This window comes from Leptothrix cholodnii SP-6 (genome assembly GCF_000019785.1).
Classification (GTDB): domain Bacteria; phylum Pseudomonadota; class Gammaproteobacteria; order Burkholderiales; family Burkholderiaceae_C; genus Sphaerotilus; species Sphaerotilus cholodnii.
In genome coordinates, this window is the sequence record NC_010524.1 from 4,555,185 (window position 1) to 4,580,693 (window position 25,509).

General features: G+C 69.8%; 19 protein-coding genes. 2 read left to right on the forward strand and 17 right to left on the reverse strand.

Annotated elements, in window-relative coordinates; all coding sequences use genetic code 11:
- From LCHO_RS22425 to LCHO_RS20275, 4 genes are all read right to left on the reverse strand, one after another.
- Complete coding sequence (locus tag LCHO_RS22425) at positions 1 to 1,632, reverse strand: serine/threonine-protein kinase (RefSeq protein ID WP_012349061.1); 1,632 nt, start codon at positions 1,630 to 1,632, stop codon at positions 1 to 3.
- 17 nt (positions 1,633 to 1,649) lie between these two features.
- Positions 1,650 to 2,522, reverse strand: coding sequence for a c-type heme family protein (locus LCHO_RS20265; protein ID WP_012349062.1), 873 nt, complete (start codon positions 2,520 to 2,522; stop codon positions 1,650 to 1,652).
- 115 nt (positions 2,523 to 2,637) lie between these two features.
- Positions 2,638 to 2,835 (reverse strand): hypothetical protein, encoded by a 198-nt coding sequence (locus tag LCHO_RS20270; protein WP_012349063.1) that lies wholly within the window; start codon positions 2,833 to 2,835, stop codon positions 2,638 to 2,640.
- A gap of 13 nt (positions 2,836 to 2,848) precedes the next feature.
- Positions 2,849 to 6,850 (reverse strand): PAS domain S-box protein, encoded by a 4,002-nt coding sequence (locus tag LCHO_RS20275; protein WP_012349064.1) that lies wholly within the window; start codon positions 6,848 to 6,850, stop codon positions 2,849 to 2,851.
- Positions 6,851 to 7,082: 232 nt separating this feature from the next.
- On the opposite strand from LCHO_RS20275, the gene trkA reads away from it, so the two are divergent.
- Together trkA and LCHO_RS20285 are read left to right on the forward strand one after the other, a co-directional pair.
- Positions 7,083 to 8,498 carry a Trk system potassium transporter TrkA gene (trkA, locus tag LCHO_RS20280; RefSeq protein ID WP_012349065.1) on the forward strand — a complete coding sequence of 472 codons (1,416 nt, stop codon included), beginning with the start codon at positions 7,083 to 7,085 and terminating at the stop codon, positions 8,496 to 8,498.
- Between the two features lie 20 nt (positions 8,499 to 8,518).
- Entirely contained in the window at positions 8,519 to 9,976 is a 1,458-nt protein-coding gene (locus tag LCHO_RS20285) for a TrkH family potassium uptake protein (RefSeq protein ID WP_012349066.1), read from the forward strand.
- A 15-nt stretch (positions 9,977 to 9,991) separates the two neighbouring features.
- Here the strand turns inward: LCHO_RS20285 and LCHO_RS20290 are convergent, their stop codons facing one another.
- From LCHO_RS20290 to tssH, 13 genes are all read right to left on the reverse strand, one after another.
- Complete coding sequence (locus LCHO_RS20290; protein WP_083772780.1) at positions 9,992 to 11,350, reverse strand: HEAT repeat domain-containing protein; 1,359 nt, start codon at positions 11,348 to 11,350, stop codon at positions 9,992 to 9,994.
- Positions 11,347 to 12,468, reverse strand: coding sequence for a DUF2169 family type VI secretion system accessory protein (locus LCHO_RS20295; RefSeq protein WP_012349068.1), 1,122 nt, complete (start codon positions 12,466 to 12,468; stop codon positions 11,347 to 11,349). The genes LCHO_RS20290 and LCHO_RS20295 overlap by 4 nt, the downstream gene beginning before the upstream one ends.
- Positions 12,469 to 12,471: 3 nt before the next feature.
- Positions 12,472 to 13,281, reverse strand: a complete 810-nt coding sequence (locus LCHO_RS22430; RefSeq protein ID WP_012349069.1) for an immunity 49 family protein — start codon at positions 13,279 to 13,281, stop codon at positions 12,472 to 12,474.
- On the reverse strand, positions 13,281 to 13,880 hold the full coding sequence (locus LCHO_RS20305; RefSeq protein WP_012349070.1) for an imm11 family protein: 600 nt from the start codon (positions 13,878 to 13,880) through the stop codon (positions 13,281 to 13,283). Before LCHO_RS20305 ends, LCHO_RS22430 begins: the two co-directional genes overlap by 1 nt.
- 10 nt (positions 13,881 to 13,890) lie before the next feature.
- Positions 13,891 to 14,637 (reverse strand): hypothetical protein, encoded by a 747-nt coding sequence (locus LCHO_RS20310; protein ID WP_012349071.1) that lies wholly within the window; start codon positions 14,635 to 14,637, stop codon positions 13,891 to 13,893.
- The gene (locus LCHO_RS20315; RefSeq protein WP_012349072.1) at positions 14,624 to 15,811 is read right to left on the reverse strand and encodes a hypothetical protein; all 1,188 of its coding nucleotides are present in this window, start codon (positions 15,809 to 15,811) and stop codon (positions 14,624 to 14,626) included. The genes LCHO_RS20310 and LCHO_RS20315 overlap by 14 nt, the downstream gene beginning before the upstream one ends.
- A 10-nt stretch (positions 15,812 to 15,821) precedes the next feature.
- A complete protein-coding gene (locus LCHO_RS20320) occupies positions 15,822 to 16,283 on the reverse strand; it encodes a DUF4150 domain-containing protein (RefSeq protein WP_012349073.1) in 462 nt (153 codons plus the stop codon).
- 12 nt (positions 16,284 to 16,295) lie between these two features.
- Entirely contained in the window at positions 16,296 to 16,787 is a 492-nt protein-coding gene (locus LCHO_RS20325; protein ID WP_012349074.1) for a DUF6484 domain-containing protein, read from the reverse strand.
- A 4-nt stretch (positions 16,788 to 16,791) separates the two neighbouring features.
- Positions 16,792 to 19,107, reverse strand: a complete 2,316-nt coding sequence (locus LCHO_RS20330; protein ID WP_012349075.1) for a type VI secretion system Vgr family protein — start codon at positions 19,105 to 19,107, stop codon at positions 16,792 to 16,794.
- A 96-nt stretch (positions 19,108 to 19,203) separates the two neighbouring features.
- Positions 19,204 to 20,574 (reverse strand): tetratricopeptide repeat protein, encoded by a 1,371-nt coding sequence (locus LCHO_RS20335; RefSeq protein ID WP_012349076.1) that lies wholly within the window; start codon positions 20,572 to 20,574, stop codon positions 19,204 to 19,206.
- A 56-nt stretch (positions 20,575 to 20,630) separates the two neighbouring features.
- Positions 20,631 to 21,512, reverse strand: coding sequence for a hypothetical protein (locus LCHO_RS20340; protein ID WP_012349077.1), 882 nt, complete (start codon positions 21,510 to 21,512; stop codon positions 20,631 to 20,633).
- Positions 21,513 to 21,591: 79 nt separating this feature from the next.
- Positions 21,592 to 22,737: a LirA/MavJ family T4SS effector gene (locus LCHO_RS20345; RefSeq protein WP_012349078.1), complete on the reverse strand. Its 1,146-nt coding sequence runs from the start codon at positions 22,735 to 22,737 to the stop codon at positions 21,592 to 21,594.
- Positions 22,738 to 22,758: 21 nt separating this feature from the next.
- Positions 22,759 to 25,509, reverse strand: coding sequence for a type VI secretion system ATPase TssH (gene tssH / locus LCHO_RS20350; protein WP_012349079.1), 2,751 nt, complete (start codon positions 25,507 to 25,509; stop codon positions 22,759 to 22,761).

The window sequence follows — 25,509 nt, forward strand, 5'->3', positions numbered from 1 at the left end:
TCAACGCAAGCCCGCCAGCGCCTGACCGACCCGCTGGCGCTCGCCCTCGTCCTGCAGATGCGCCAGCACGCGCTGGACGAACAGCTCGCCGCTGTCGCAATCCTGCGCGGCACGCCGGGTCAGCACGCGGGCGATCGGGCCGAGGCGCTCGCTCAGCAGCCGGGTGGCCTGGGCGATCAGCGCATCGGACGGCGGCTGTGGCGGGACCGGCAGCTCGCTGGCGCCGAAGCCGCTGGCCGGGCCGGCCGCCGGTGCACCGCGGCCACCCTCACCGCTGCTGCCCCCGCCGGTGATCGATGCAAAGCTCGGCTCCAGGCCGCTGGCCGCGAAGCCCGAGCCCGGGCCGCCGGGGCCGAAGGCCGATGCGCGGGCGCGTGTCGACGGGTCGCCGTCGGGGTGGATGAAGCGTTCGCGCACGGCCCCGTCGGCCAGGTGCACGGCCAGGCGGCTGCGCAGGCTCTCGACGTCCGAACACTGGCGCGCCGCGCGCGTGACCAGCACCCGGGCGACCGGGCCGACATGGCGCGCCAGTTCGGCCTCGATGCGGGTGAGCATGGCGGGATCCCAGCCCGGTGGCGCGAGGGTCGTGCCCGACGCGGGCGGTGGCTGCGCAAAGCCGAGTGGCTCGGCGTATGAGCCACTCAACGCACGCGGCTGCGGCGTGCCGTGCGGCTGGGCCTCGGCACCGAAGGCGCTGCTCGGGCTGCCGGTGGCGGTGCCGTAACCCTCGGGCATCGGCAGGCCGACGCGCCGCACGCTGGACGCCGCCCGCACGACGGTCTGCTCCGAGATCGTCGGCGGCGCCGGTGCGGTGGCCGCGCCGAGCAGGTCCTGCATGAACAGCGCGGCGCTGGCGTAGCGGGCGTCGCGCTGCTTGGCCAGCGCGCGGCGCACGATGGCGTCGTACCAGGGCGGTCGCGCCGGCGCCAGCGCCGAGGGCGCAAGCGGCGTCTGGTGCATGACCTGGTACATCACCGCATCGGGTGCGCCGATGAACGGCAGGCGCCCGGTCAGCAGCTGGTAGAGCAGCACGCCGGCGGCCCAGAGGTCGACGCGGCGATCGATCGGGCCGTCGAGGTACTGCTCGGGCGCCATGTAGTGCGGCGTGCCGATCAGCACGTTCATCTGCGTGAGGTCGCTGTTCTCGATGCGGGCGATGCCGAAGTCGTTGACCTTGACCCGCCCGCGCGGCGTCACGATCAGGTTCGAGGGCTTGATGTCGCGGTGCCAGACGCCCATCTCGTGCGCGTGTTCGAGCGCCTCGAGCAGCTGCACCATCACGCTCAGGATGTCGGCGTCGGTCAGCGCGATCTTCTGCTGCAGGAAGTGCGCGAGGGTCTGGCCCTCGACGTACTCCATCGCGATGAAGGCCACCTCGTCCTGCTCGCCGTATTCGTAGACCGCCACGATGCCCGGGTGCAGCAGCCGCCCGGCCGCCTGCGCCTCGTTGCGAAAGCGCGCCGCCGCCTTGGCCTGCGGGTCGGCGTAGGTGGCGCTGTGCTGCTGGATGGTCTTGATCGCCACCGGGCGGCGGATCACCGGGTCCTCGGCCTTGTAGACCACGCCCATCGCGCCGCGCCCGAGCACGCCGGTGATGCGGTACTTGCCCAGCTGCGCGGGGTAGGCGTCCATGCGGGCCGGCCTCGTCGTCAGGCGTCGAGCAGCTTGAGCGCCTCGACCATGCTGCGCCGCATGCGGGCGAACGACGCGGCCAGTTCGGCCACCTCGTCGCGGCCCTTCTGCGCGAACTCGGGCGCGTTCATGTCGCCCAGGCTGACCTGGTTGGCCAGCGCCGCCAGCCGCGTGATCGGCCGCACCACCAGCAGCCACAGCATGCCGTTGAGCACCAGGCCGACCACCACGAAGACGCCGGCCACCGCGGCCAGGTAGACCTTGAACGCCTCGTCGGCGCGCTGCAGCGGCAGCGCCATCGGCACCGACACGATCTGCGCGCCGACCACCTCGTTGAAGTTCCAGCCGAAGCCGTTGGCCGGGCCGTAGCGCTCGATCATCGGCCGCGGCGCGGCGTCGACCGTGCTGTGGCAGCGCAGGCAGGCGGCGTCGGTGATGCGGATCGGCCGGGCGATGTAGAGCGCGCGGCCGGTGTCGGGCTGGCGCTGGCCGATGTATTCCTTCAGCTCGGCGCGGTTGCGGAACTGGTTGACCACGTCGACCTCCCAGTCGACCGCCCGGTCCCGCGGGTTGGTGGGGTTGAGCGTGGCTTCCTTGTAGCTGTAGTCGGGATAGGTCTTGTGCAGCGCGGCGATCACCTCGGTGGCGGCAAAGGCCGGCACCGACTCGGGCAGGAAGCTGTATTTCATCTGCGTGTCGAGCAGCGGGCGGATGTGGGTGGAGGTGTAGCTGCGCACCGCGATGGCCTTTTCCATCAGCAGGCGGGCGCGGTCGATGACCTCGTCCTGGGCCTGCTGCTGCAGCAGGTTGCGCAGCACGTAGGCACTCACGCCCAGGCCGGCGGCGAACACCAGCACGAAGATCAGGTTGAACTTCCAGAGCAGCTTCATGACGGGGCCTCCGCTGGCGGGCGCATCGGCGCACGAGACCCAGCGTCCCACCGGCGACGGGCTTACAGCCAGTCACCAAGGTCACATCACGATGCGGGCGACGCGGCCGGCGTGATCAAGGCCCGTGCAGGCGACCCCACACGATCACCGCCACGAAGATCCCCACGATCAGCAGCCAGGTGCGCGCCGCGTCGGTCCAGCGGCCGTGCCGCCAGCGCGCGTGCAGGGCCAGCACGAGCAGCAGCACGGCCACCAGCGCCAGCAGCGTGTAGGCCGGGTTGCCGGGCAGCAGGGTCGACAGCGGCAGGTTCACGGCAGCCCCCGGTTCAGTCCAGCGCCGCCTGCAGCGCCTGCACCAGCGCCAGCAGCTCCTCGTGGAGCTGGCGGGCGCGCGGCGCCAGTGCGGCGACGTCGCCGGTGGAATGCAGCTCCTGCTCGAACTGCACCAGGTGCTGCACCAGCCGGCGGGCACCGAGCGTGCCGCTGGCGCCGCGCAGCGAGTGGCAGGCCGCCGCCCAGCGGGCCGCGGCGCCGGGCTCGGAGGCATCGAGCAAGGCCGGCTCGCCCTCGCCGTAGCGCTTGACGAACAGCCCGAGCACGCGCACCAGGGTCGAGAACTGGCGGCCGACGTTGTTCAGGCCCAGCGCCAGATCGAAGCCCTCGACCGTGTCCAGGCGCTGCTGCAGCGGCAGGCGCGGCGGCGGCGGTGACGCCACGGCTTCGGCGGGTGTCCTGACCAGCGGCAGCCAGCGCAGCAGCGTGGCGTAGAGCGTGCCGGGATCGACCGGCTTGGCGACGTGGTCGTTCATGCCGGCGTCGAGGCAGGCCTGGCGGTCTTCGCTGAAGGCGTTGGCGGTCATCGCGACGATCGGGATGGCGCGGCCGAGCCGGGCGCGGATCGCGCGGGTGGCGGCGATGCCGTCCATCTCCGGCATCTGCATGTCCATCAGGATCAGGTCGTAGGCACGCGAGCACGCCAGCTCGACCGCACTGGCGCCGTCGACCGCCGTCTCCACCACCAGCCCGACACCCTGCAGCAGCTCGTTGGCGACCTCCTGGTTGATCGGGTTGTCCTCGGCCAGCAGCACGCGCTGGCCGGCGTGGCGGCGCAGCAGCTGGGCCTCGCCCTGGCCGGGCGGCGCGGGCTCGGCGCTGCGTGTGGCGCTGCGGCTGCGCAGCACGCGCATCAGCGTGTCGTGCAGCGCCGAGGCCGTGATCGGCTTGACCAGCACCGCGTCGGCCTGCACGCCGCGCGCCTGCTGCCACATGGCGGTGTTGTTGAAGGCGGTGACGAGGATGGCCGGCGGCATGCCCGCGCCCAGCAGCTCGCGCAGCTGGCGCATGGTCTCGATGCCGTCGAGCGGCTCCATGCGCCAGTCGATCAGGAACACGTCGTAGGGCCGGCCGGCGCTGATCTCGCTGCGCACGCGCTGCAGCGCCGCCGTGCCGCTGTCGAGCGGATCGATCCGCAGGCCGAAATGCTGCAGGCGGTCGCCGATGGCGCTCAGCGCCTCGGGCAGGTCGTCGACCAGCAGCGCCCGCAGGCCCTGCAGCGGGACCGCCGAAGCCCGCTCGCCGGCCTCGGCGGCGCGGCCCAGCCAGGCGGTGAACCAGAAGGTGCTGCCGACGCCCGGCTCGCTGCGCACGCCCATCTCGCCGCCCATCAGCGTGACCAGGTGCTGCGTCAGCGCCAGGCCCAGGCCGGTGCCGCCGTGGCGGCGGGTGGTCGAGGCGTCGGCCTGCTCGAAGGCGTTGAACAGCGACCCGAAGCGCTCGGGCTCGATGCCCTCGCCGGTGTCCTGCACCTCGAAGCGCACCTGCACGCGCTGGCGGTCCTCGGCCAGCAGCTCGCCACGCAGGCGCACCCAGCCGGCGTGGGTGAACTTGACGGCATTGGCGAGCAGGTTGATCAGCGCCTGCGACAGCCGCGTCGGGTCGCCGCGCAGGTGGCTGGGCAGGCGGTCGGTGTCGAGCACCAGCTCGAGGCCTTTTTCGTTGGCCGATTCGCCCACCAGCTCGAAGGCCCGCGACAGCACCTCGTCGAGGTTGAACTCGGTGTCCTCGAGCACCAGCTTGCCGGCGTCGATCTTGGACAGGTCGAGCACGTCGTTGATGATCTGCAGCAGGTGCTTGGCGGCGCTGTCGATCTTGCCGAGCCGCTCGCGCTGCAGCGAGTCGCGGGTGTCGCGCGCCATCAGGTGGGTGAGGCCGATGATCGCGTTCATCGGCGTGCGGATCTCGTGGCTCATGTTGGCCAGGAAGGCGCTCTTGGCGCGCGTGGCGCCCTCGGCCTCGATCGCGCGCGCCGCCAGCTGGGCGTTGAGCGCGGCCATCTGCTGCTCGGCCACCTTGATCTCGGTGATGTCGGACACCACCACGATGAAGCCGCGCACCTGGCCGTCCTGCCGGTCGGGCACGTAGGCGATCAGCGTCTCGCGCAGGCTGCCGTCGGTGTGCGGCAGGGCGCGCTGGAGGCGCGGCGACTCGCCCCGCAGCGCCGCCCGCATGGACGGCTCGTTGCGCCGGAACATCTCGTCGCCGATCAGCTCGCGCGCATGCAGTCCGACCACCTCGTCGGGCCGCAGGCCCCACCACTCGAGGTAGGCCGCGTTGGCGAAGCGGCAGTACAGCTGCGGGTCGAAATAGCCCACCAGCGCCGGCACCGCGTCGGCGACGTTGCGCACGAACTGCTGCTGCTCGCTCAGCGAGCGATTGACCTCCTCGAGCTGGCGGGTGCGCTCGGCCACCAGCACCTCGAGGTGGCAGCGGTAGCGCTCGAGCTCGGCGGCGTCGTGCAGGCGATCGGTGATGTCCTGCTGCACCGCCACGAAGTGGGTGACGCGGCCGCGCTCGTCCTGCAACGCCGAGACCACCGCCGCGGTGGTGTATTCGCTGCCTTCCTTGCGCCGGTTGATCAGCTGGCCGCGCCAGCGCCGGTCGCGTGCCAGGGCCTCGCCGATGCCCTGCAGCAGCTCGGGCGTCGTCTGCGGCGACAACAGCGAACGGGCACTGGTGCCGAGCAGCTCGGCGCGGCTGTAGCCGCTGTCGTGCAGCAGGGCGTCGTTGACGTACTCGATCTTCGATTCCAGATCGGTGACGACCACGTTCGCCGGGCTCTGCTCGATCGCCAGCGCGAGCATGCGCAGCAGCTTGTCCTTCTCGCGCAGCGGCCGCAGGTCGAGGTAGCTGGCGACCCAGGCGACCACCTCGCCGCGGGCGTCGCGCACCGGCCCGATGTTGGCCGCCAGCGGGATCACCGTGCCGTCGCAGGCCAGGCGGTCGAGCGGGCCCGAAAACCGGCCGAGCGTCTTGAGTTCGACGATGCCTTCGGCCTGTGCCTGCAGGGCGGCGGGATCGGGCGGCGTCAGGCAGCTCACGTGGCGGCCCGCGAGGTCGCTCGGCGCGTAGCCGAGCAGCTGCGAAAACGCCGGGTTGACGTAGCTGATGTGGAACTGCGCATCGGCCATCAGCAGCGGCTGCGAGGCCTGCCGCAGCGCCTCGCTGAACAGCCGGCGCTCTTCTTCGGCGGCCTTGCGCGCCTGGATGTTCTCGACCACCGAGATGAAATGGTCGGGCTCACCGTCGATGCGCCGCACCAGCGACACCGTGAGCTGGATCCAGAGCAGGCTGCCATCCTTGCGGACATAGCGCTTCTCGAGCGTGTAGGTCGAGATCTCGCCGCGCAGCAGCCGCCCCACCTGGTCGAGATCGGTTCGCAGGTCGTCCGGATGCGTGATGTCCTGGAAGGTGCGCGCCAGCAGTTCGTCGGCGCCGTAGCCGACGATCTCGCACAGCTTGCGGTTGACCCGCAGCCAGCGGCCGTCCGGCCCGACCAGCGCGATGCCGACTGCCGCCTGCTCGAAGGCGGCCTGGAAACGCCGCTCCGATTCGGTCAGGCTCTGCCGGGTGGCGGCGAGCTGGCGCAGCTGCTCGGCCTCGCGCCGGCGGGTGCGCTGCAGGGCGTGGCTCAGTGCGCTGGTCAGCAGGCCGCTGGCCACCAGCATGCCCCACTGCAGCACGTCCGACGCGGCACCGCTGGCCAGGCTTTGGGCCGGCGGGATGAAGAAGAAGTAGGTGCAGGCCGCGGCCGACGCCGTCGCCACCAGCCCCGGCAGGAACCCGCCCAGCAGCGCGCTGAGGAGGATCGGGAACATGAACAGGATCAGCAGCGGCCGATCGCCGAAGGTCACGGCCAGACCCTGGCGCAGCCACAGCGCAGCCAGGCACAGCAGCACCGCCAGGGCGCAATGAAGCAGCGTCCGCGCCGACGGGCCAGCCGAAGCCGCGCGCAGCGTCGCCGGGTTCTCAGATCCTTGCGGGAGATCCATCGAGGCGCATTCCTGGTTACACAGACAAGAGACGGCGCCTCCACGACACCGTGCCATCGGTCGGAGGGTATTTGAATTCACGTCGGGCCGCCGTGCGCCGGGCCGCAGGACGGAATTGATCCACGTCAACGGCATCGCAGGGCGACACCGGCCGACCCGCCGGCGCGACGGCATCACCCGAAGATCACGTCGGCGCAGCGATCGACCGGCCCGGCCTGCCTATCATGACTGCATGAACATCATCATCCTGGGGGCCGGCCGCGTCGGGGAGAGCGTGGCCGAGAGCCTGGTCTCCGAGCGCAACGACATCACCGTGATCGACACCGATCCGGCCCGCCTGCGGCTGCTGCAGGACCGGCTCGACCTGCGCGGCGTGACCGGCAACGGCATCCAGCCCTCGGTGCTCGAAACCGCCGGCGCGCGCGACGCCGACATGCTGATCGCCTGCGCCCCGGCCGACGAGACCAACCTGGTGGCCTGCAAGGTGGCGCACGAGCGCTTCGGCATCCAGACCCGCATCGCCCGCATCCGCTCGCCCGAGTTCATGGCCGGCACCGACCTGCTCGGCACCGGCGGTTTCGCGGTCAACGAGGTGATCTGCCCGGAAGAATCGGTCACCCGCTACATCCGCAAGCTGATCGAATACCCCGAGGCGCTGCAGGTGCTCGAGTTTGCCGACGGCGCGGCCAGCCTGATCGCGGTGCGTGCGGTCAGCGGCGGGCCGATGGTGCGCCACATCATCTCGGAGCTGCCGCAGCTGGTGCCGGGCGTGGCGATGCGCTTCGTGGCGATCTACCGGCAGACCGAAGACCACGCCGACGAGCGCGTGGTGTGCGACGGCCGCACCCGCATCGAGCCGGGCGACGAGGTCTTCGTGCTCGCCGCCACCCGCGACATCCGCCGCGTGCTCGACGCGCTGCGCCGGCGCGACGAGCCGGTGCGCCGCGTCATGATCGCCGGCGGCGGCCGGGTCGGGCTGCGGCTGGCACGCGAGATCGCCGACGACTGCCGCATCAAGCTGGTCGAGAGCGCCGCCGCGCGCTGCGAGTACCTCACCACCCAGGTCGCCGACACCGTGCTGGTGCTGCACGGCGACTCGACCGACGAGGACCTGCTCGAACGCGAGCAGATCGACGAGACCGACCTGTTCGTCTCGCTCACCAGCGACGACGAGGACAACATCATGGGCTGCCTGCTGGCCAAGCGCATGGGCGCCAAGCGGGTGCTGGCGCTGATCAACCGGCGTGCCTATGCCGATCTGGTGCAGGGCACGCAGATCGACATCGCGCTGTCGCCGGCGCAGACCGTGATCGGCGAACTGCTTGCGCACGTGCGCCGCGGCGACATCGAGGCGGTCTACAGCCTGCGCCGCGGCGCGGCCGAGGCGCTGGAGGCGGTGGCCCGCGGCGACCGCAAGACCTCGAAGGTGGTGGGCCGGCGCATCGACGAGATCCGGCTGCCCAAGGGCGCCGAGATCGGCGCGCTGGTGCGCGGCGAGCCCGGCGCGGACAACGAGCGCGAGGTGATCATTCCGCACCACGACACCGTGATCGAGCAGAACGACCACGTCATCGTCTTCCTGCCGCGCAAGCGCATGGTGCGCGAGATCGAGAAGCTCTTCCAGGTCAGTGCGACCTTCATGTTCTGACCCCCTCCCGGAGAGTTTCGATGCGCAAGCTGCTTGGCGTGCTGCCGGTGCTCGGCGTGGTGCTGGTGGTGTTCTGCCTGACGATGCTGGTGCCGCTGGCGTTTTCCTGGGTGCAGGACGACGGTGCCCAGTTCGACCACCTGCGCGCGATCGCCAGCACGCTGGCCTGCGGCATCGTGCTGCGACTGCTCGGCCACCGTTATCAGCGCGAACTGCAACCGCGCGACGGCTTCGTGCTGGTCGCGCTGGTCTGGACGGTGCTGCCGGCCTTCGGCGCCTTGCCGCTGTGGCTGGCGATCGACGGCCTGAGCCCCACCGACGCCTATTTCGAGGCGGTGTCGGGCCTCACCACCACCGGCGCCACCGTGCTGACAGGCCTGGAGCGGCTGCCCGTATCGATCAACGTGTGGCGCTGCCTGATGGTGCTGATCGGTGGCATGGGCATCGTGGTGCTGGCGGTGGCCGTGCTTCCGTTGCTGGGCGTGGGTGGCGCCCAGCTCTTCAAGGCCGAGTCCGCCGGTCCGATGAAGGACGAGAAGCTGACCCCGCGCATCGCCGAAACCGCACGCGGGCTGTGGAGCGTCTACTTCGTGTTCGCGGTGGCCTGCTGCCTCGCCTACCGCTGGGCCGGCATGGGCTGGACCGACGCCTTCATGCACATGTGCAGCACGATGGGCCTGGGCGGTTTTGCGGCCTACGACGCCAGCTTCGGCGCCTTCGACTCGCCCCGCATCGAGGCGGTCGCGATCGTCTTCATGCTGCTGGCGGGTATCAACTTCGCGCTCTATTTCATGGCCTTCAAGCGCCGCAGCCTGCGCGGCCTCTGGCGCAACATCGAGGTGCGTGGTTACGTGATCCTGATGTTCGGTGCGGTGATGTTGATCGCGGCCTTCCTGGCCACGCACCAGGTCTACCCCACGTTCGGCGAATCATTGCGGCATGCCGCCTTCAGCGTGGTCTCGGTGGCCACCACCACCGGTTTCGCCACCGTGGACTACGCGCTGTGGCCGGCCTTCGCCCCGGTGCTGATGCTGCTTCTGTGCGGCTTTGCCACCTGCGCGGGCTCGACCGGCGGCGGCATCAAGCTGATCCGTGCGCTGCTGCTGATGAAACAGGCCCAGCGCGAGCTGATCCGCATCGTGCATCCGCGCGCGGTGGTGCCGGTCACGCTGGGTGGCCAGGTCGTGCCGCAGCAGGTGCTGATCTCGGTGATCGCCTACATGCTGGCCTATGGCGCGGTCACTCTCATCGCTTCACTCATGCTGCTGTTCACCGGGCTGGACATGGTCAGCGCCGTCACCGCGGTGATCGCCTGCATCAACAACACCGGGCCCGGCCTGGGGCAGGTCGGCCCCTCGGGGAACTACCAGGGCCTGAGCGACGTGCAGACATGGATCTGCAGCGCCACCATGCTGCTCGGCCGGCTCGAACTGCTGAGCCTGCTGGTGCTGTTCACGCCGACGTTCTGGCGGGCCTGAGGCGCAGCCTGCGCGTCACTGCGGCCGACCGGCGAAGACCCACTGCCCCGGCTCGAATCCCGCGCCCGGCCCCGCCACCCACCGGCCGATGGCTTCGATGGCCTGGCACTGCCGTGCCACCCGCATGTCGGCTTCGAAGGGCCGGTCGCAGCCATAGCGCACGGCCAACTCGCGTGCGGCTGCGCAGCGCAGGCGAGCGTCGGCCTGCGGATCGGCCAGATTGGCCAGCAGCACGGCGGGCGAACAAGGCCGGCCACTGCGGTAGCGCAAGGCCGGATCGAAGCGGGCAGCGTGTTCGCTGAACCATTGCTTCCATTGCGCCTGCTCGGTGCTGAGTTTGTCGACGGTCTCACCATACGGCCGGCCATCGGGCCGTTTGGGCGCTTCGCGGTACCTGTGCCAGGCCTGCAGCTCGTTGCCGATCAGCGCGTCTTCGTTCACCTCTTCGGCCACGAAGACCGCTTGCACCAGCGGCGCGCCGCTGACCCAGTGCAGCGCCAGCGCAGCAGATTCGGCCAACTCGGGCCGGGCCAGGCTGTCGTGCAGCGCGCGCAGCGAGCCGGGGTCGCCCAGCAGCCCGAGGGCCAGCAGATCGGAGGCCGTGGCGCGGCCTGCTTGGGCCGCAGCGGCGAGGGCCCGGGCGGTGTGGCGGTCACCGGCCAGGGCGGTGCGCAGGGCCTGCGGGAAGGTATCGCCCCCGGGCTCGCCCAGAGGCGGCGGCGCGACACCCAGGCGCAGCAGGGCGTCGAGGGCCGCGTCGCGCACGGCGGGGTGTTCGCTGCGCGTGCAGGCTTGAAGCAGGCCCTGCACGCCGGGCTCGCCCAGCAGGCCGAGGGCATCGACGATGCGCTCGAGACCGGCGGCGTGGCCGTGGTTGCGCAGGGCCTGCACGAGCTGCGGCCCGAAGGGCAGCCGGCGTCGACCCGTCACGCTGGCCAGCAGCGGGGTGAGGCGCGCGTCGCGCCGCTCGATGGCCTGGCCGATGAACGGAGCCCAGTCGTCGGGCATCTCGTGGATCAGCGCATCGGCCACGGCCGCAGCCTTCTGCGGGTCGGCCATGTCGAGATCGCGCAGGACGACCGCGAGCAGGCCGCTCTGCTTCTGGCGGCAGCAGATGCAGACGGCGGCATGCAGCTCACCGACATCGCCCTCGGCGGCGCGGCGGCGGCAGACATCGAGCGCCAGCGTGTCTCCGACGACGAGTGCGTCGAGGTGCTCCTCCATGCGCGCTTCGAGGGCGGCGAGGTCCTGCCAGGGTTGGCCGGGCTTGCGCAGCAGCGCGCCGCGCTGTTCGTGGAGAAACGAGAGGTCTTCGAGGTGCTCTTCGTACAACCCGACGTGAAAGGCGCGCAGCGTGGTGGCCATGCGGGTCATGCCTCGTCGTTCGCGGTGGGAGCGGCGTCTTCTTCGGCCGCATCCCGTGTCAGCAGCGCGAGTGCGGCGGCTTTCTCGGCGGCGTGCCAGGCGGCGGCCTGCGCATCGGGGTGCAGTTCGATGGCCAGCACGTCGTGCGGGCCGTTGCGCACGGCGAGGTGGGCGCGCCACATCAGCGTGACGCGGCGGGCGTCGAGGTCGATGGTGACGGTGTCGAGCACGGTCTGCAGCGCCTGCCACCGGCGCCCGCGCAGCCCGATGCGGCAGGCGGGCGCAGGCCCGCCGGGCAGGCGGAAGTCGACCCGGCCTTCGGGGGCCATGCCGATCACGACCGCCACTTCGTCACCCCTCAGGTAGCCGGGGGCGACCAGCCCCGGCGAGGCGGCGTTGAAGAAGCGACGGTCGAAGTCGCGCGGCAGCAGCGGCCGGCGCGTCTTGACCCACAGGGCGTCGTAGGTGCCGGCAAGACCCAGGCGCGGCTGCCAGTCGGGGCCGATGAAACCGAAACCGGCCGGCGGAGGGGTGTCGTCGACCGAAGCCATCAGGTGCTGCGGATCCTCGAAGTTGGGCAGCCAGGCTTCTTCTTCGGGCTTCAGGTGGGCCCGCAGGCCCACGCCGACGGGATTGCGCGCCTCCCGGCGGTGTTGGCCCGGGTCGGCATCGCTGCGATCCCAGCCACCGAAGGCCCGCTCGTACACCAGCGGCAGGCGCTCGAAGGGCGCGGGCCTGCCGATCATCGCCAGGCCCAGCCGCCGCACGACACGTCGGTCACCGAAGACCTTGACGGTCTTTTGCAGCGGACCGACACGCAGGCCCACGAGGCCCTCGGTGCGGTCGGCCGACGTGGGCAGGGCATGACCGATCAGCACCACGTCGGTGGCCGGCTTGATGAAGGCGATCTGCGGCTCGCTGACCAGGCTGGTGGTGGCCGGGTCACCCCGCCACTTGCCACCGAGTAACACCGGCGGTTGTGGCTCGATCAGCTGCAAGGCGCCGCCCGGGCCGAGCGTGTAGACGGCCTGCACGCAGGTGACGAACTGCGGCACCCCTTCTTCGTCGGTCAGCAGCTGGGCTTCGAAGGCGAAGCCGGTGTGGTTGACGAGTTCGGGATGGGGCATGGCTCAGGCCTCGTCCGCGTCAGGGTCGAATCCGGCAGGCGGCCCCTCGGGCACCGGCGTGCGCATCGGCAGTCGCGCGCCGGCCGGGCAGTAGAGGTAGTCGCGCTCGGTCTTCAGGCCTTGTGCGATCGCCAGGCGCAGCAAGGCCAGGCCTTCGATGTAGACCCGCCGCTCGGCCACCACCTGGGGTGTCTCCAGCTGACAGCGGGCCAGGTCGGCGGCGAGGCTGTCGTGCCGCTCCTGCAGCAGCGCCTCGAAGGCGGCGTCGAAGCGGGCCTGCTCGCGTGACACCAAGGCGCGCAACACCTCGAGGCGCGCGCTCGGCTGGCCTTCGAGCGCGGCCTCGTAGCGCTCGAAGAAAGGCTGGTACACGCTGGCCGCCTGCACGCCATGCACCAGGCGATGCAGCACCTGCGCGCAACAGAAGTCGTCTTCGTACTCGCGCCGGGGCTGGAAGCTGCGCGGCGAAGCCCAGGCGATGCGGTGGGCCAGTGCGTGATCGCCCGAGGCGATGGCGTCGATCAGCCCGTGCATGCGGCCCGAGGCGAGGGGGTGGTCGTCGGTGCGGCCGGCCTGCTTCATGCGCCGCAGGTAGGCCTCTCGCACCCGGCCGCTGCGCACGAGGTTGTGCAGGAACTTGTCGCTCTCACCCGTGGTGAGCAAGGCCATGATCGCGAGCGCGCGCAGCTTGGCGCACAGCTCGACGCTGGCGCGGCCCTGCTGCCCGACCTCGTGGCCCTCGTCGGCTTCGAAGCCCAGCAGCCAGAAGGCGGTGTCGTAGGCGAGTGCCTCGGCGTGGTCGGCGAGTTCCATCAGGCCTCGGGATAGTCGGACAGTTCGATCCAGCGCATGCCGGTCAGGCCGGCGGCGTCGATCCTGTCGGCCAGGCTGCGGTGCACGAGGATCACCTTCGTGAAGCCCGCAGGCCGCAACAGCAGGCGCCCGGCGGGGATGCGGCTTTCATCGATCACCAGGCGCCTGACCGCCTTGATGGCGGTTTTCTGGATGCGCCCGTAGGTCGGCTTGCACGCCGCGACATCGAGGCAATCCACCGGGTGGATCGGATGCACGACGCAGTACGCCGCCTTCACCAAGCGCTTCTTGTGGTTGAGGATGGACACCGGCAGGTACTCGACCGCATCGGGCTGCTGCGCCTCGATGAGGTCGCGCAAGGCCTGTGACGCGACGATCAGCCGATCGATGTTGCGCAGGCTGTCGGTCAGGCCGATGTCGTCCGGGGTGTCGGGGTTCATCGCGAAGCGGGCCTGGCCGGGGAAGTCGTCGGCGACCGACTCGCCGTACAGCAGCTTCCAGTCGTCGTCGAACCCGGTCATGCCCGACAACGCACACGCGCCCTCGACGAGGTCGTGGGCCCAGACGACATGCGAGGAGGGAGCAGGTCTGGTGGCCATCGAACCGTCCTTACTTGAGCTGCTTGGCCAACCACTTCAGCTTGTTCATGGTTTCCTGCGTGAAGTTGAGCTTGGGGTAGCCCTTGGCGGTCACGCTCGCGGCCATCGAGAACGGCGCGTACCACTGCGAGTTCGGGGCGGCCCGGCCGGCCTGCCAGCCGGCGTGGGTGCCGCCGCTGCGTTTGCCCCGGGCTTTCAGCGCGCTCTTGAACTTGGACGACAGCGCGTCGAGTTCGCCGGCCAGATCGAAGGTGCTGGTGTCGTGGCCGGCCTTCTTGAGGTCCTTGACCACGTCACGCAGGTCGGCATCCACCTCTTCCTGGTAGCCGCCGTTGCCGGTGTGGTCCCAGTCGTGCTGCGGCAGGTTCTTGAAGGGCGGTGCCTTGCGGTTGGCCGCCCCCAGGGTCACGGCGGGGATGTTGCAGTACCACTTCACCGTGTGGCCCCACAGTGGCATCGCGATCATGTTCTTGCGGGTGTTGATGCACCACTCGGTGTCGCCCACCAGCTTGCCCACCCCTTTGCCGCCGGCGTCGACAATCATCACGCCGACCGACGCGGCACACAGGATGTGGTGCGCTTCGAAGGACTTGGGCGGCGGATTCGGGTTGCCCTTGATCTTGCGAACGAAGGCATGGTCGGGCCAGTTGGGTCGGCACACGGCCACATAGTCGGCGTTGATCGAGCAGCCACACGAGGGCTGAGCGGCGACGGCGCAGAAGTCGTCCTTGAACTTCGCCCGGTTATGGCCGCCCATGGGTGGCTCCTGCGGCGGCGCCCGGCGTCACGCGGCCCAGCACCATCGCGGCGCGCAGCGTCGATTCGGACGACGAGACGATCACGCCGCGGTCCACCGGGGCATAGCGTCGCTCGAACGCGGTGACCGCCACGCAGGCAGCGACGAGGGCACTGGCGGCCCCCGTGTCGCCGAAGCTCGCCGCCGGCAGCCAGGTTTGCGCGCCATCGATGGCCGCATGCTCGGCCCGCAGCCGCACCAGCGTGTGGCCCCACTCGTTGGCGCGGTAGACCTCGCCGTTGTGGTCGTGGATGAACCAGGGCGCGTGGGTGGGGCCCCAGGCGGCGGCCCGGGCGACGTTCATCAGCGTCTGCGAGAGGCCCTCGCCCACCGAGGTGGCCCCCGACAGCAGGCTGCGCGCTTCGTGGCCCAACTCGACCTGGCCGATGGCGCAACAGCTCTCGGCGGCGGCCGCGTGCCGGGGGCGCGTCAGTGCGAGCACGGCGCAGGCCTCGCCCGGGCGCAAGCCCACCGGCATGTCGGCCAGCTTGAGGCGGCTGGTGCTCGCCAGCCATTCGAGGGTGGACTCGCCGAGCAAGGAATCGGCGCCGGCCACCAGGGCGCAGTCGACGTGACCGTCGGCCAGGTCAGCCAAGGCCGCCGCCACACATTGCGCACCGCCGGCATGACCGGCGAGCGACACGGCACGCAGTGCGGGCGTGCGCGCAAAGCCCGCTGCCGCCGCGGCGTTGGCCAGCAGGCGCCGTGCAAACGTGGCATCGCCACCGGCCGGATCGGGTTCGCCACCGAAGTCGTCGATCCGCGCGGCTTGCAGGGCGTGCAGGTCGTCCTGGTCGAACAGCGCCAGGCCCGTCAGGTGGCGCAGCGGTGAGGGCAGCGAGAGATAGACCCCCAGCCCGTCACCCGATGCGATCGGCTCCGGCAGGCGTTCGCGCAGATCGGCCAAGGCGTGCGACAGCAGCCGTTCCAGCCGAGGCAGGCCTTCAAAGCCCTGCGTGATGATGGGCACGGCATGCACGATCACCGGCGCTGGCGCACCATCGGTCGAGGCGATGAAACGCAGGCCTTCGACCGCCTGCGTGCGCAACAAGCCCGCGCGTGCCGACGCGCACGACGTGGCGGCGTCGGCCCCGAGCGAGGTGAGCATGGCGTGGGCGGCGATCAGCGCGGGCATGGTGGCGAAGTCACATCGGCTCTTCACAGACGTAGCACACCGGCTTGTCGCCGCCCATGGCGATGGCCGGGCCCTGCAGCACGGGGAAGGGCGGCGTGTTCTTGTCGTTGTGCAGCATCAGGTCGAAGGCGCGGGCGACGTTCTTGCCCTCGAACTTCACGTCGAACGAGAAGTTCACGAACTCGGCCTTGCCCTTGATCTTGCTCGACACCATGCCGCCGCCGGCGGTGCCCGCTTCGTCGCCGCTGCTCATCTTGAAGTTCGAGTCCTTCACGCAGGTCGGATGGCCGTCGCACTTGACGGTGGACGAACCCGCGGCGGTGTCGGACGACTGCGCGATGTTGGGATACGGGATCGGCACGAAAGGCGCGGGTGGTGCCGGTGTCTTGCACACGTCGGGGAAGGCCGTGCTGATGCCGCTGCTGCCGGCATGCACGACCGAAAGAGCGTTGACGCTGACGCTGACGGCCATCGCGGCACCCGTTCAGTTGATGAGCACCGTGGCGCCGCGAATCTTGTTCGACTCCGATGCGCGGCTCATCAGGCGGGTGCCCTTGACGATCACCTGCCCGTCGGCACGCAGCGTGATCGAGGCCTGGCCGCAGCGCAGTTCGACCTGTTCGCGGCCCTCGAACGACAGGCGCCGGCCGTTGACCTCGAAGCCTTCGTCGGCCGGCGTGCCCGCGCCGGGCAGGGTGTCGCTGACGAGGCCGACGATGATGGGCAAGGCCGGATCCCCGTCTTCGAGCAGCAGCAGCACGGGCTGGCCATCGAGCATGGCGGCCGGCGTGTCGCGCAAGCCTGGCATCACCACGCGGGCGGCCACACGGTGCAGTGCGCCGAAGGCCACGAAGGGCCGGCCCTCGTGCACCTCGACGATGCGGCCCACGCGCACATCGCCCGCCGAGGCCAGGGCCTGTTCGGCAAGCGTGGGCGCAAGACGGGGGTGCAGGGGGCGAACGGGGTCGGTGGCCATGGGTTCAGTTCTCCGCGATCTTGCTGCCCTTGAGGATGACGTCGCTGTCGCCCTTGACGGTGATCTTGTTGCCCTTGATGGTGATGTCGCCGTTCTTCTTCATCGTGATCTCGGCGCTGCCGGTCTTCAAGCTGATCTCGTCGTCGGCCACGAGCTGGATCTTCTTGGCCTTGACCGACGCGTTCTTGGTGACCTCGACCACCTGATCGCCCTTGACCGCTTGCGTAAGGTTCTTGTGGACGGTCACGGTCCGGTTGCCCGAGATCGACTCGGTGACATCCTTGGCGACCGTCACCGACAGGCTGCCGCCGATGGTTTCTGACTTGCCCGAGCCCACCGACGCCGACTTGGATCCCCCCACCGTCTCGGCGAGGGCCCCACCCACGGTGATGGCCATCACCGCGCCCACGGTGATTTCCATGGCGCCACCCACGGTCTCGGCGTAGTTCACGCCCACCGACTCGGTCAGCGTGCCCGCCACCGAGACGCTCATCGAGCCGCCCACGCTCTCGGAGTGGCTGCCGCCGATGTGGATGCCCTTGTCGCGCGCGACCGTCTCGGTCTTGTCGCGCTCGATCAGCATCTTGCGGTCACGGCCGATGCCGATCGACTCGTCGTTGTCGACACGTTCCCTGCGGTCGTGGTGAACGGTGATCTGTTCGTCGTGGTCGACCACCTCGGTGCGGTCATGCTTGACGTGCACCTGCTCGTCGTGGTCGACGGTCTTGCTGCGGTCATGCCCGACCCAATGCGTCTCGTCGTTCTCGACCTCGATGTCCTGGTTCTTCTCGGCGTGCAGCCAGAGCTGCTCGGCCCCCTTCTTGTCCTCGAAGCGCAGTGCATTGGCATTGCCGTAGGCACCGCCTTGCGACGAGCGGCTCAGCACGCCGCTCTGCGTGGCGTTGGCCGGCAGATCCCACGGCGGCATCTGCTCGGCGTTGTAGATGCGGCCGGTGATCAGCGGCTGATCCGGGTCGCCCTCCAGAAAGTCGACCACCACCTCCTGGCCGATGCGCGGGATCTGCATGAAGCCGAAGTTCTTGCCGGCCCAGGGCTGGCTGACGCGCACCCAGCAACTGCTCTTCTCGTCGCGCTGGCCGTAACGGTCCCAATGGAACTGCACCTTCACGCGGCCGTACTTGTCGGTGAAGATCTCCTCGCCGGCCGGCCCCACCACCACCGCGGTCTGCGGCCCCTGCACGCTGGGCTTGCGGGCGCGCCGCATGGGGCGGAACTGCTGCTCGGCCGGGATCGCGTCGAACTCGCAATCGAAGCGGCTCACCGCCTGCGCCGCGCCGTGTTCGGCCACCTGCGCGTGCACGTCGAGGTCGGTGATCAGGTATTCGGCGTTGATCGAGTCGCGCGGGTGCTTGCTGATCTTCAGCCGCCGGCCCACCTCCACACCCAGCGCGTTGGCGCTGGCGTGGTGGCGCACGAAGCGGGTCTGGAAGGCGTCGGCGGCGTTGTCGGCGTAGTGGCTGCCGTCGGCGGCCTGGATGTAGTCGCCCTGGAAATCGAAGACCTCGTAGTCGGCGTGCGGGTAGTCGCGCTCGCGCACCGCGTCGACCGCCAGCGGCGTGGACGGGCGCTCGAAGTCGTAGCTGGTGAGCGCCACCTTGCCGCTCTTGACGCCCTCGGCAAAACGCCAGCGGGTGACGAACTCCTGGTCCGGCGGCGCCTGCGCCAGATCCTCGGTGTAGCGCAGCGAGGGGCAGCCCGGCGCGGCATCGTGCGCGCCCATGGCGTCGACCAGCACCAGCTTGTGCGCGCCGTCGCCGTGTTCCACGTACCAGTAGATGCCTTCGTGTTCGAGCAGGCGGGCGACGAAGTGGAAATCGCTCTCGCGGTACTGCACGCAGTAGCCGAGCTTGCGATAGCTGCGGAACAGCTTGAACTCGAAGCTCGCGATGTCGTGGTCGGCGAACACCTGCTTGACGATGTCGGGCACCGTCTGCTCCTGGAAGATCCGGCAGTCGGCGGTGCGGGTCAGGAACCACAGCCACGGCACCACCCGCGCGCGGTAGGCGTAGTAGCGGCCCTGGCCGGCCGCGGCACCCGTCGGCGCCGCGCCGGCGGGCCGGTCGCGGCCCATGCCGAAGCGGCTGACCAGGCCGCTGAAGTGGCGCTGGCTGCCGTCATGCAACGTGACGTTGACACTCAGCGGCTGGCCCAGCAGCGCCAGCGGATCGAGCCCGGGCTTGGGGCTCAGCAGATCCAGCTCCAGCTCACCGAGCGTGCTCAGGCCGCCGCGGTAGCGCATGGACTCGAAGAACAAGTCCTGCGCCGGCAAGGGGCTGCTGACGGTGATGGGGTTGGCCATGTCGGGTTGCGTGCTTCAGCGCAGCGTAGGAAGTGGCCTGCAGCGGGTAAAGCGACCAAAGTCACCGCCCGCCGCCGCAGCGTTGCGGCTCGGCCTTCAACCCCGCCGCGCCGCCACCAGCCAGCCGTGCACCGGCTGGCCTCCTTCCTCGCGCAGCACCACGGCATCGAGATCGAGCAGCCCGAGGCCCGCCTGCTCGACCACCGCACGCAGATGGCCGCTGGCATGCGCATAGCGGCCATGCGGTTCGAGCCGGAACGGCCGGTCGAGCGCATCGGGTAGCGCCTCGACCGTGAAGACCAGCGTGCCACCCGGCCGCAGCGACCGGCCCGCCGCACCGATCACCTCGTGCAGATCGCCGAAATAGCACAGCGTGTCGGCCGACAGGATCACGTCCCATTGATCGGGCGACAGGCGCAGGAACTCGGTCAGCTCGGCCTTGTAGAGGTCCTGGTAGACGCCCTTGGTCTGCGCCTGATCGAGCATGCCGCGCGACAGGTCGACACCGGCCAGCGTGCGCGCCCAGGGCGCCACCAGCGGCCCGCACAGGCCGGTGCCGCAACCGGCGTCGAGCACCACCAGCTCGGCCGCGGGTGGCGGCAGGCGGCGCTGCAGCAGCGCGGCGCACAGCTGCGGCGCCTGGTAGTTGAGCCGCTCGTTGAGCTGCTGCTCGAAGCTCGCGGCGAAGCGGTCGAAGGTGTATTCGACGTAGTTGTCGGCCGCCCGCTCGGGCGTGTGGATGCCCGAGCAGGACGCGTACATGTGGCGCGCCACCGGATGATCCGGCTCGTCGGCCAGCCACTGGCGGAACACCTCGGCCGCCTCGGCGATCTTGCCGACCGTGTAGTAGGTGATGCCCAGCAGCTTGCGGCCCTCCGAGTTGCCCGGCATCAGCTCGATCGCCTGGCAATAGCAGCGGATCGCCGACGCCAGATCGCCCCGCGCAGCATGCAGCAGGCCAAGGTTGTTGTGCGCGTTGACGTGGCGCGGGTCGATCGCCAGCGCCTGTTCGTAGTGCGACTGCGCGGCGGCCCAGCGCCGCTGCACCTTGTGCAGCGCGCCGAGGTTGTTGTGCAGGTCGGCAGCCTCGGCGCTGTCGGCGGGCGTCAGCGCCAGCGCGCGCTGATAGGCCAGCAGCGCATTGCCGATCTCGCCGCGCGAGGCGTGGATGTTGCCGAGGTTGTTGTACGCGCCGACATACGCCGGCTCGGCCGCCAGCGCCCGCTCGATGTGCGCGATGCCCTCGTCGCTGCGGCCACGCTGATGCAGCAGCATGCCGAGGAAATGCAGCGCATCGGGCTGCTCGGGCACCACCGCGAGCACGCGCCGGTAGAGCGTCTCGGCACCGTCGAAGAGCCGCTCGCGCTGCATCTCGATGGCCATGCGCAGGGCGTCGGTGAGGCTGAGCTCGGTGGGGGTGTCCGGCGGCTGCGTGGCCGTCGGAACTGCGGTTGAAGCTGCGGTCATCGTTGGTCCTCTGCCCGGTTCACGTCGTCTGATGCATCACGCCGTGCATCAAGCCGCTATTGCCCGGTGAACGCGTTCTTGGTGCCGGCCACCGGGGGCTGCGGGTTCGGCACCGACAGCTGCACGTGGAAGTCGTTGCCGACGATCTGGACCCGGTCGACCTGGAAGATCGTGCCGCGGTTGTAGAGGATCTCCGCCTGGCCGGCGGGCCGGGACTTGACCTTCAGCCGCATCTGCCAGGCGAGGTAATGCTCGCCCTGCCGCTGACCCGAATCGAGCGTGGCCTCGTTGGCATTGGAGTACGACGGCGCCGGCCCCCAGCCGCCGCCCGCCGTGTAATGCGCCGCGATGTTGATGCCGCCGCGGCCGATGATGGCGAACTTGACGAAGCGGTCACCCACCGCCACGTTCGGCACGCGTGCAATGAACTGGCGGTTCTCGGAGGTCGACCAGAAGGCATCGTCACGGATCAGGTCGCCGGGGATGATGTGCGGCGGCACGACCCCGCCGACACCGCCCACGGGCGCCGGCGCGTTGATCATGTACGGGATGTTCTGGCCCGCCGTGTAGCGCTGCAGGCGGTAGGAGATGCGCTCGGTCTGGTCGTGGCCGCCGGCCACGTAGACGTTGAACATCGCGTCCACCGTCGCGGCGGCCGCCGCCGCGGTGGCAGGCAGGCCGGTGCGCAGGTAGCCGTTGATCGTTGCGCTGGACGACACGTAGTTGACGACCCCCGTGCGCACGATGGCCTGGTCGGCCGCCCCCATGTTGTTGTAGATGACGATGAAGTCGGCCTCGGTCACCGCGGTGGCCGCGCGGGCCTTCTTCTTGGACTGGTCCTTGCCGATCTTGATCAGCAGCTTGTTCAGGAGCGGGCCCGGCACCGCGTTGCCGGCGTTGACTGCGGCGAGGATCTGCTGTTCGGTGTCTCTGGACATGTCGTGCTCCGTGTGAACGAACGCGGCATCGGCGCGTTCGGGTTCATCGACCTCATCCGCCGCAGCGGCGCCGCGGCCGTCAGTTCGTCAGATACCAGGCCAGCAGGCCGGTCGAATCGCCGGCGCGTTCCTTGTCCTGCTTCGGCGTGTAGTAGGCCTCGGTGATCTTGTACCGGGACTGGACGCGCAACTTCTCCAGCTTGCTGATCGCCAGGTCGGCATCGCGGCGGCGCTTCTGGTAGCGCACGTTCATCAGCACCCGCAGCGTGGCCAGGGCATCGGCCTTGATCGTGCACAGCTCGCGATTCAGGTAGTTCGGCGAGTTGAAGGTGCCCTTGCACCAGGCGATCGACTTCTGTTCCTGCGCCGTCTTGGCGTCGACGAAACAGTCGAAGATCGTCTCCCACAGATAGATGAAATGGATGTCCGGCTTCGCCGGAACGACGTTGCCACGCGTGAAGACCGAGCCCAGGCTCTTGAAGATCTGCAGCGGCGTGTTCGCCAGCGCGAGCGTGTGGGTCACATTGCAGGCGGTCATGATCGCGTACCACTGCAGGCGGTGGCTGTATTCGCCATGATCGTTGCCGGCACCGACGTCCTTGAACTGATAGCCGTGGCGCAGCAGGACGCGGTTGAAATCCTGCGAGCCCACGTTGCCCATCGAGGTCGGCACCCCCCCGGGCAGCGGCAGCGGATCCTTGGAGGAGCGCCCGCGCTCCTGCGGATCCCATTGCTTGTTGACGAAACCGCCCTCGCCCTTCGCCAGCACGTAGGCGTTCGAGTGCAGGTGCGACTGGATCCCCGGGTTGTTGAAGCCGTGGGCGAATTCGACCTCGGCCAAGGCGCCGCTGAGCAGCTTGTGGGTCTTGAAGACGCAGTCGATCTGGTGGCCCTTGCGGGTCATGTCCGATGGCGTGTACGAGCTGACACCGGAGGCGGTCTTCTGATCCTTCTTCATGCGCAGCACGAGCTCGGCCTCCAGCACCTCCAGCGTCTTCAGCACCAGAGCGGGCCGGGCCAGGAAGGCCGCGATCGCGCAATAGTCATCGACCAGCTGGGCCGCGTTCTTCACCGGGGGCAGGTCGCCGGACTGCAGGATCGCCTCGCGCAGCGGCATCATCCTGGTGTCCTTGGCGAACGAGACGCGGGCAGCGCCCCAGTACTTCTGGATGAAATCGCGATCGAAGTCGCCGGGCGTCAAGGTATCCGTGATCGGGAACGTCATGGCATCGGCTCCTTTCACATCTCAGGGTTCATCGCGTGCGGGCGCGGCCGTGTCGGGCCCGAAGCCGTAGGCGAAATTGCCTTCGCTGACCTGCACCTCCACCCGCTCGATCGGCGTGCCATCGAGCATGCGATTCAGGAACTCGCGGCTGATGTCCGGCAGCATCGTGTTGGTCAGGATCGCGTCGATCATCCGCCCGCCCGACTCGCTCTCGGTGCAGCGGCTGACCACCAGCTCGACCACGTCGTCGCCATACTCGAACGGGATCTTGTAGCGCGTCTCCACCCGCTTGCGGATGCGCTCCAGCTGCAGCTTGACGATGCGCCCGAGCATCTCGTCGCTGAGCGGGTAATACGGGATCGCCACCAGCCGGCCGAGCAGCGCGGGCGGAAAGATCTCCAGCAGCGGCTGGCGCAGCGCCTTCGCCATGCCCTCCGGGTCGGGCATGCGCGCGGGGTCGCGGCACAGCGCCGAGATCAGCTCGGTGCCGGCGTTGGTGGTCAGCAGGATCAGGGTGTTCTTGAAGTCGATCACGCGGCCTTCGCCGTCTTCCATGAAGCCCTTGTCGAAGACCTGGAAGAACAGCTCGTGCACATCCGGGTGGGCCTTCTCGACCTCGTCGAGCAGCACCACGCTGTAGGGCTTGCGGCGCACCGCCTCGGTCAGCACGCCCCCTTCGCCATAGCCGACGTAGCCGGGTGGCGCGCCTTTGAGCGAGCTCACGGTGTGAGCCTCCTGGTACTCGCTCATGTTGATGACGATGAGGTTCTGCTCGCCGCCGTAGAGCGCCTCGGCCAGCGCCAGCGCGGTTTCGGTCTTGCCGACGCCCGAAGTGCCGGCGAGCATGAAGACGCCGATCGGCTTGCCCGGGTTGTCGAGGCCGGCGCGCGAGGTCTGGATGCGCTTGGCGATCATCTCCATCGCGTGGTCCTGGCCGATCACGCGCTGGGCCAGCAGCGTGGGCAGCTTGAGCACGGTGTCGATCTCGTTGCGCGCCATGCGGCCGACCGGGATGCCGGTCCAGTCGCCGACCACGCTGGCCACCGCCTGGTAGTCGACCGTGGGCAGGATCAGCGGGCTCTCGCCTTGCAGCGTGGCGAGCTGCGCCTGCACCTCGCGCAGGCGGGCCAGCGCGTCGGCGCGCTCGCCCTCGCTCAGACCCGGCTCGGCGACCCCCTCGGCCACCGGCGCCACCGCCGCTTCGAGTTCGCTGCCGGTGCCTTCGACCGGCCGCACGCCGCCACGCAGCTTCGCGCGCAGGGCGAGCAGCTCGTCGACCAGCGTCTTCTCTTCGGCCCAGCGCTGGTCGAGCAGGGCCAGGCGCTCGCGTTCATCGGCCAGCAGGCGCGATGCATCGGCCTCGCGTTCCAGCACGTCGATGCCGATGGCGCGCTCGCGGCCGATGATGCCGAGCTCGGTCTCGAGCGCCTCGATGCGCTTGCGCGTGTCGTCGACCTCGGCCGGCGTCGCGTGCAGGCTCACCGCCACGCGGGCGCAGGCGGTGTCGAGCAGGCTGACGCTCTTGTCGGGCAGCTGGCGCGCCGGGATGTAGCGGTGGCTCAACTTGACGGCGGCCTCCAGCGCCTCGTCGAGGATCTGCACCTGGTGGTGCTTTTCCATCGTGCTGGCGACGCCGCGCATCATCAGGATGGCGCGTTTTTCATCCGGCTCGTCGACCTGCACGCTCTGGAAACGCCGCGTCAGCGCCGGGTCCTTCTCGATGTATTTCTTGTACTCGGCAAAGGTGGTGGCGCCCACCGTGCGCAGCGTGCCGCGGGCCAGCGCGGGCTTGAGCAGGTTGGCCGCGTCCCCCGTGCCGGCCGCGCCACCGGCGCCGACCAGCGTGTGGGTCTCGTCGACGAACAGGATGATCGGCTTCGGGCTCGCCTGCACCTCCTCGATCACCGAACGCAGGCGCTGCTCGAACTCGCCCTTCATGCTCGCCCCCGCCTGCAGCAGGCCGACGTCGAGCGCGAGCAGCTGCACCTCCTTCAGCGCCGGCGGCACGTCGCCGCGGGCGATGCGCTGGGCGAAACCTTCCACCACCGCGGTCTTGCCGACACCGGCCTCGCCGACCAGGATCGGGTTGTTCTGGCGCCTGCGCATCAGGATGTCGACCACCTGGCGGATCTCGTCGTCGCGGCCGACGATCGGGTCCATCTTGCCGGCGCGCGCCTGCTCGGTGAGGTCGGTGGTGAAGCGCTTGAGCGCCTCCTGCTTGCCCATCGCCGCGGGCGGGATCGCGTCGCTGGCCTCGCCGGGTGCGGCACCGCTGTCGCTGGCGCCTTGCGACTGCTCGGGCGACGCCGCCAGCAGGCTGGCGAATCGGTCGGCCAGGTCATCGAGCTTGACGCGCTCGAACTGCTTCGAGATCGACAGCAGCACGTTGCGCAGCGACGGCGTCTTGAGCAGCCCGATCAGCAGGTGGCCGGTGCGGATCTGGCGTTCGCCGAACATCAGCGAGCCGTAGATCCAGGCCCGCTCGACCGCATCGAGCACGAAGGTCGAGAAGTCCGAGATCGACGAGGCGCCGCGCGGCAGGCGGTCGAGCGAGCGCGTCAGGTCGGCGGCGAGCGCGGCGCTGTCGAGCTCGTAGTGGCGAATGATGCGGTGCAGGTCGGAATCGGGCGTGTTGAGGATCTGCGCCAGCCAGTGCTGCAGCTCGACGTAGGGATTGCCGCGCATCTTGCAGAACACCGTGGCGCCTTCGATCGCCTTGTAGGCCAGCGGGTCGAGCTTGCCGAACAGGGCCGTGCGGGAGATCTCGGTCAT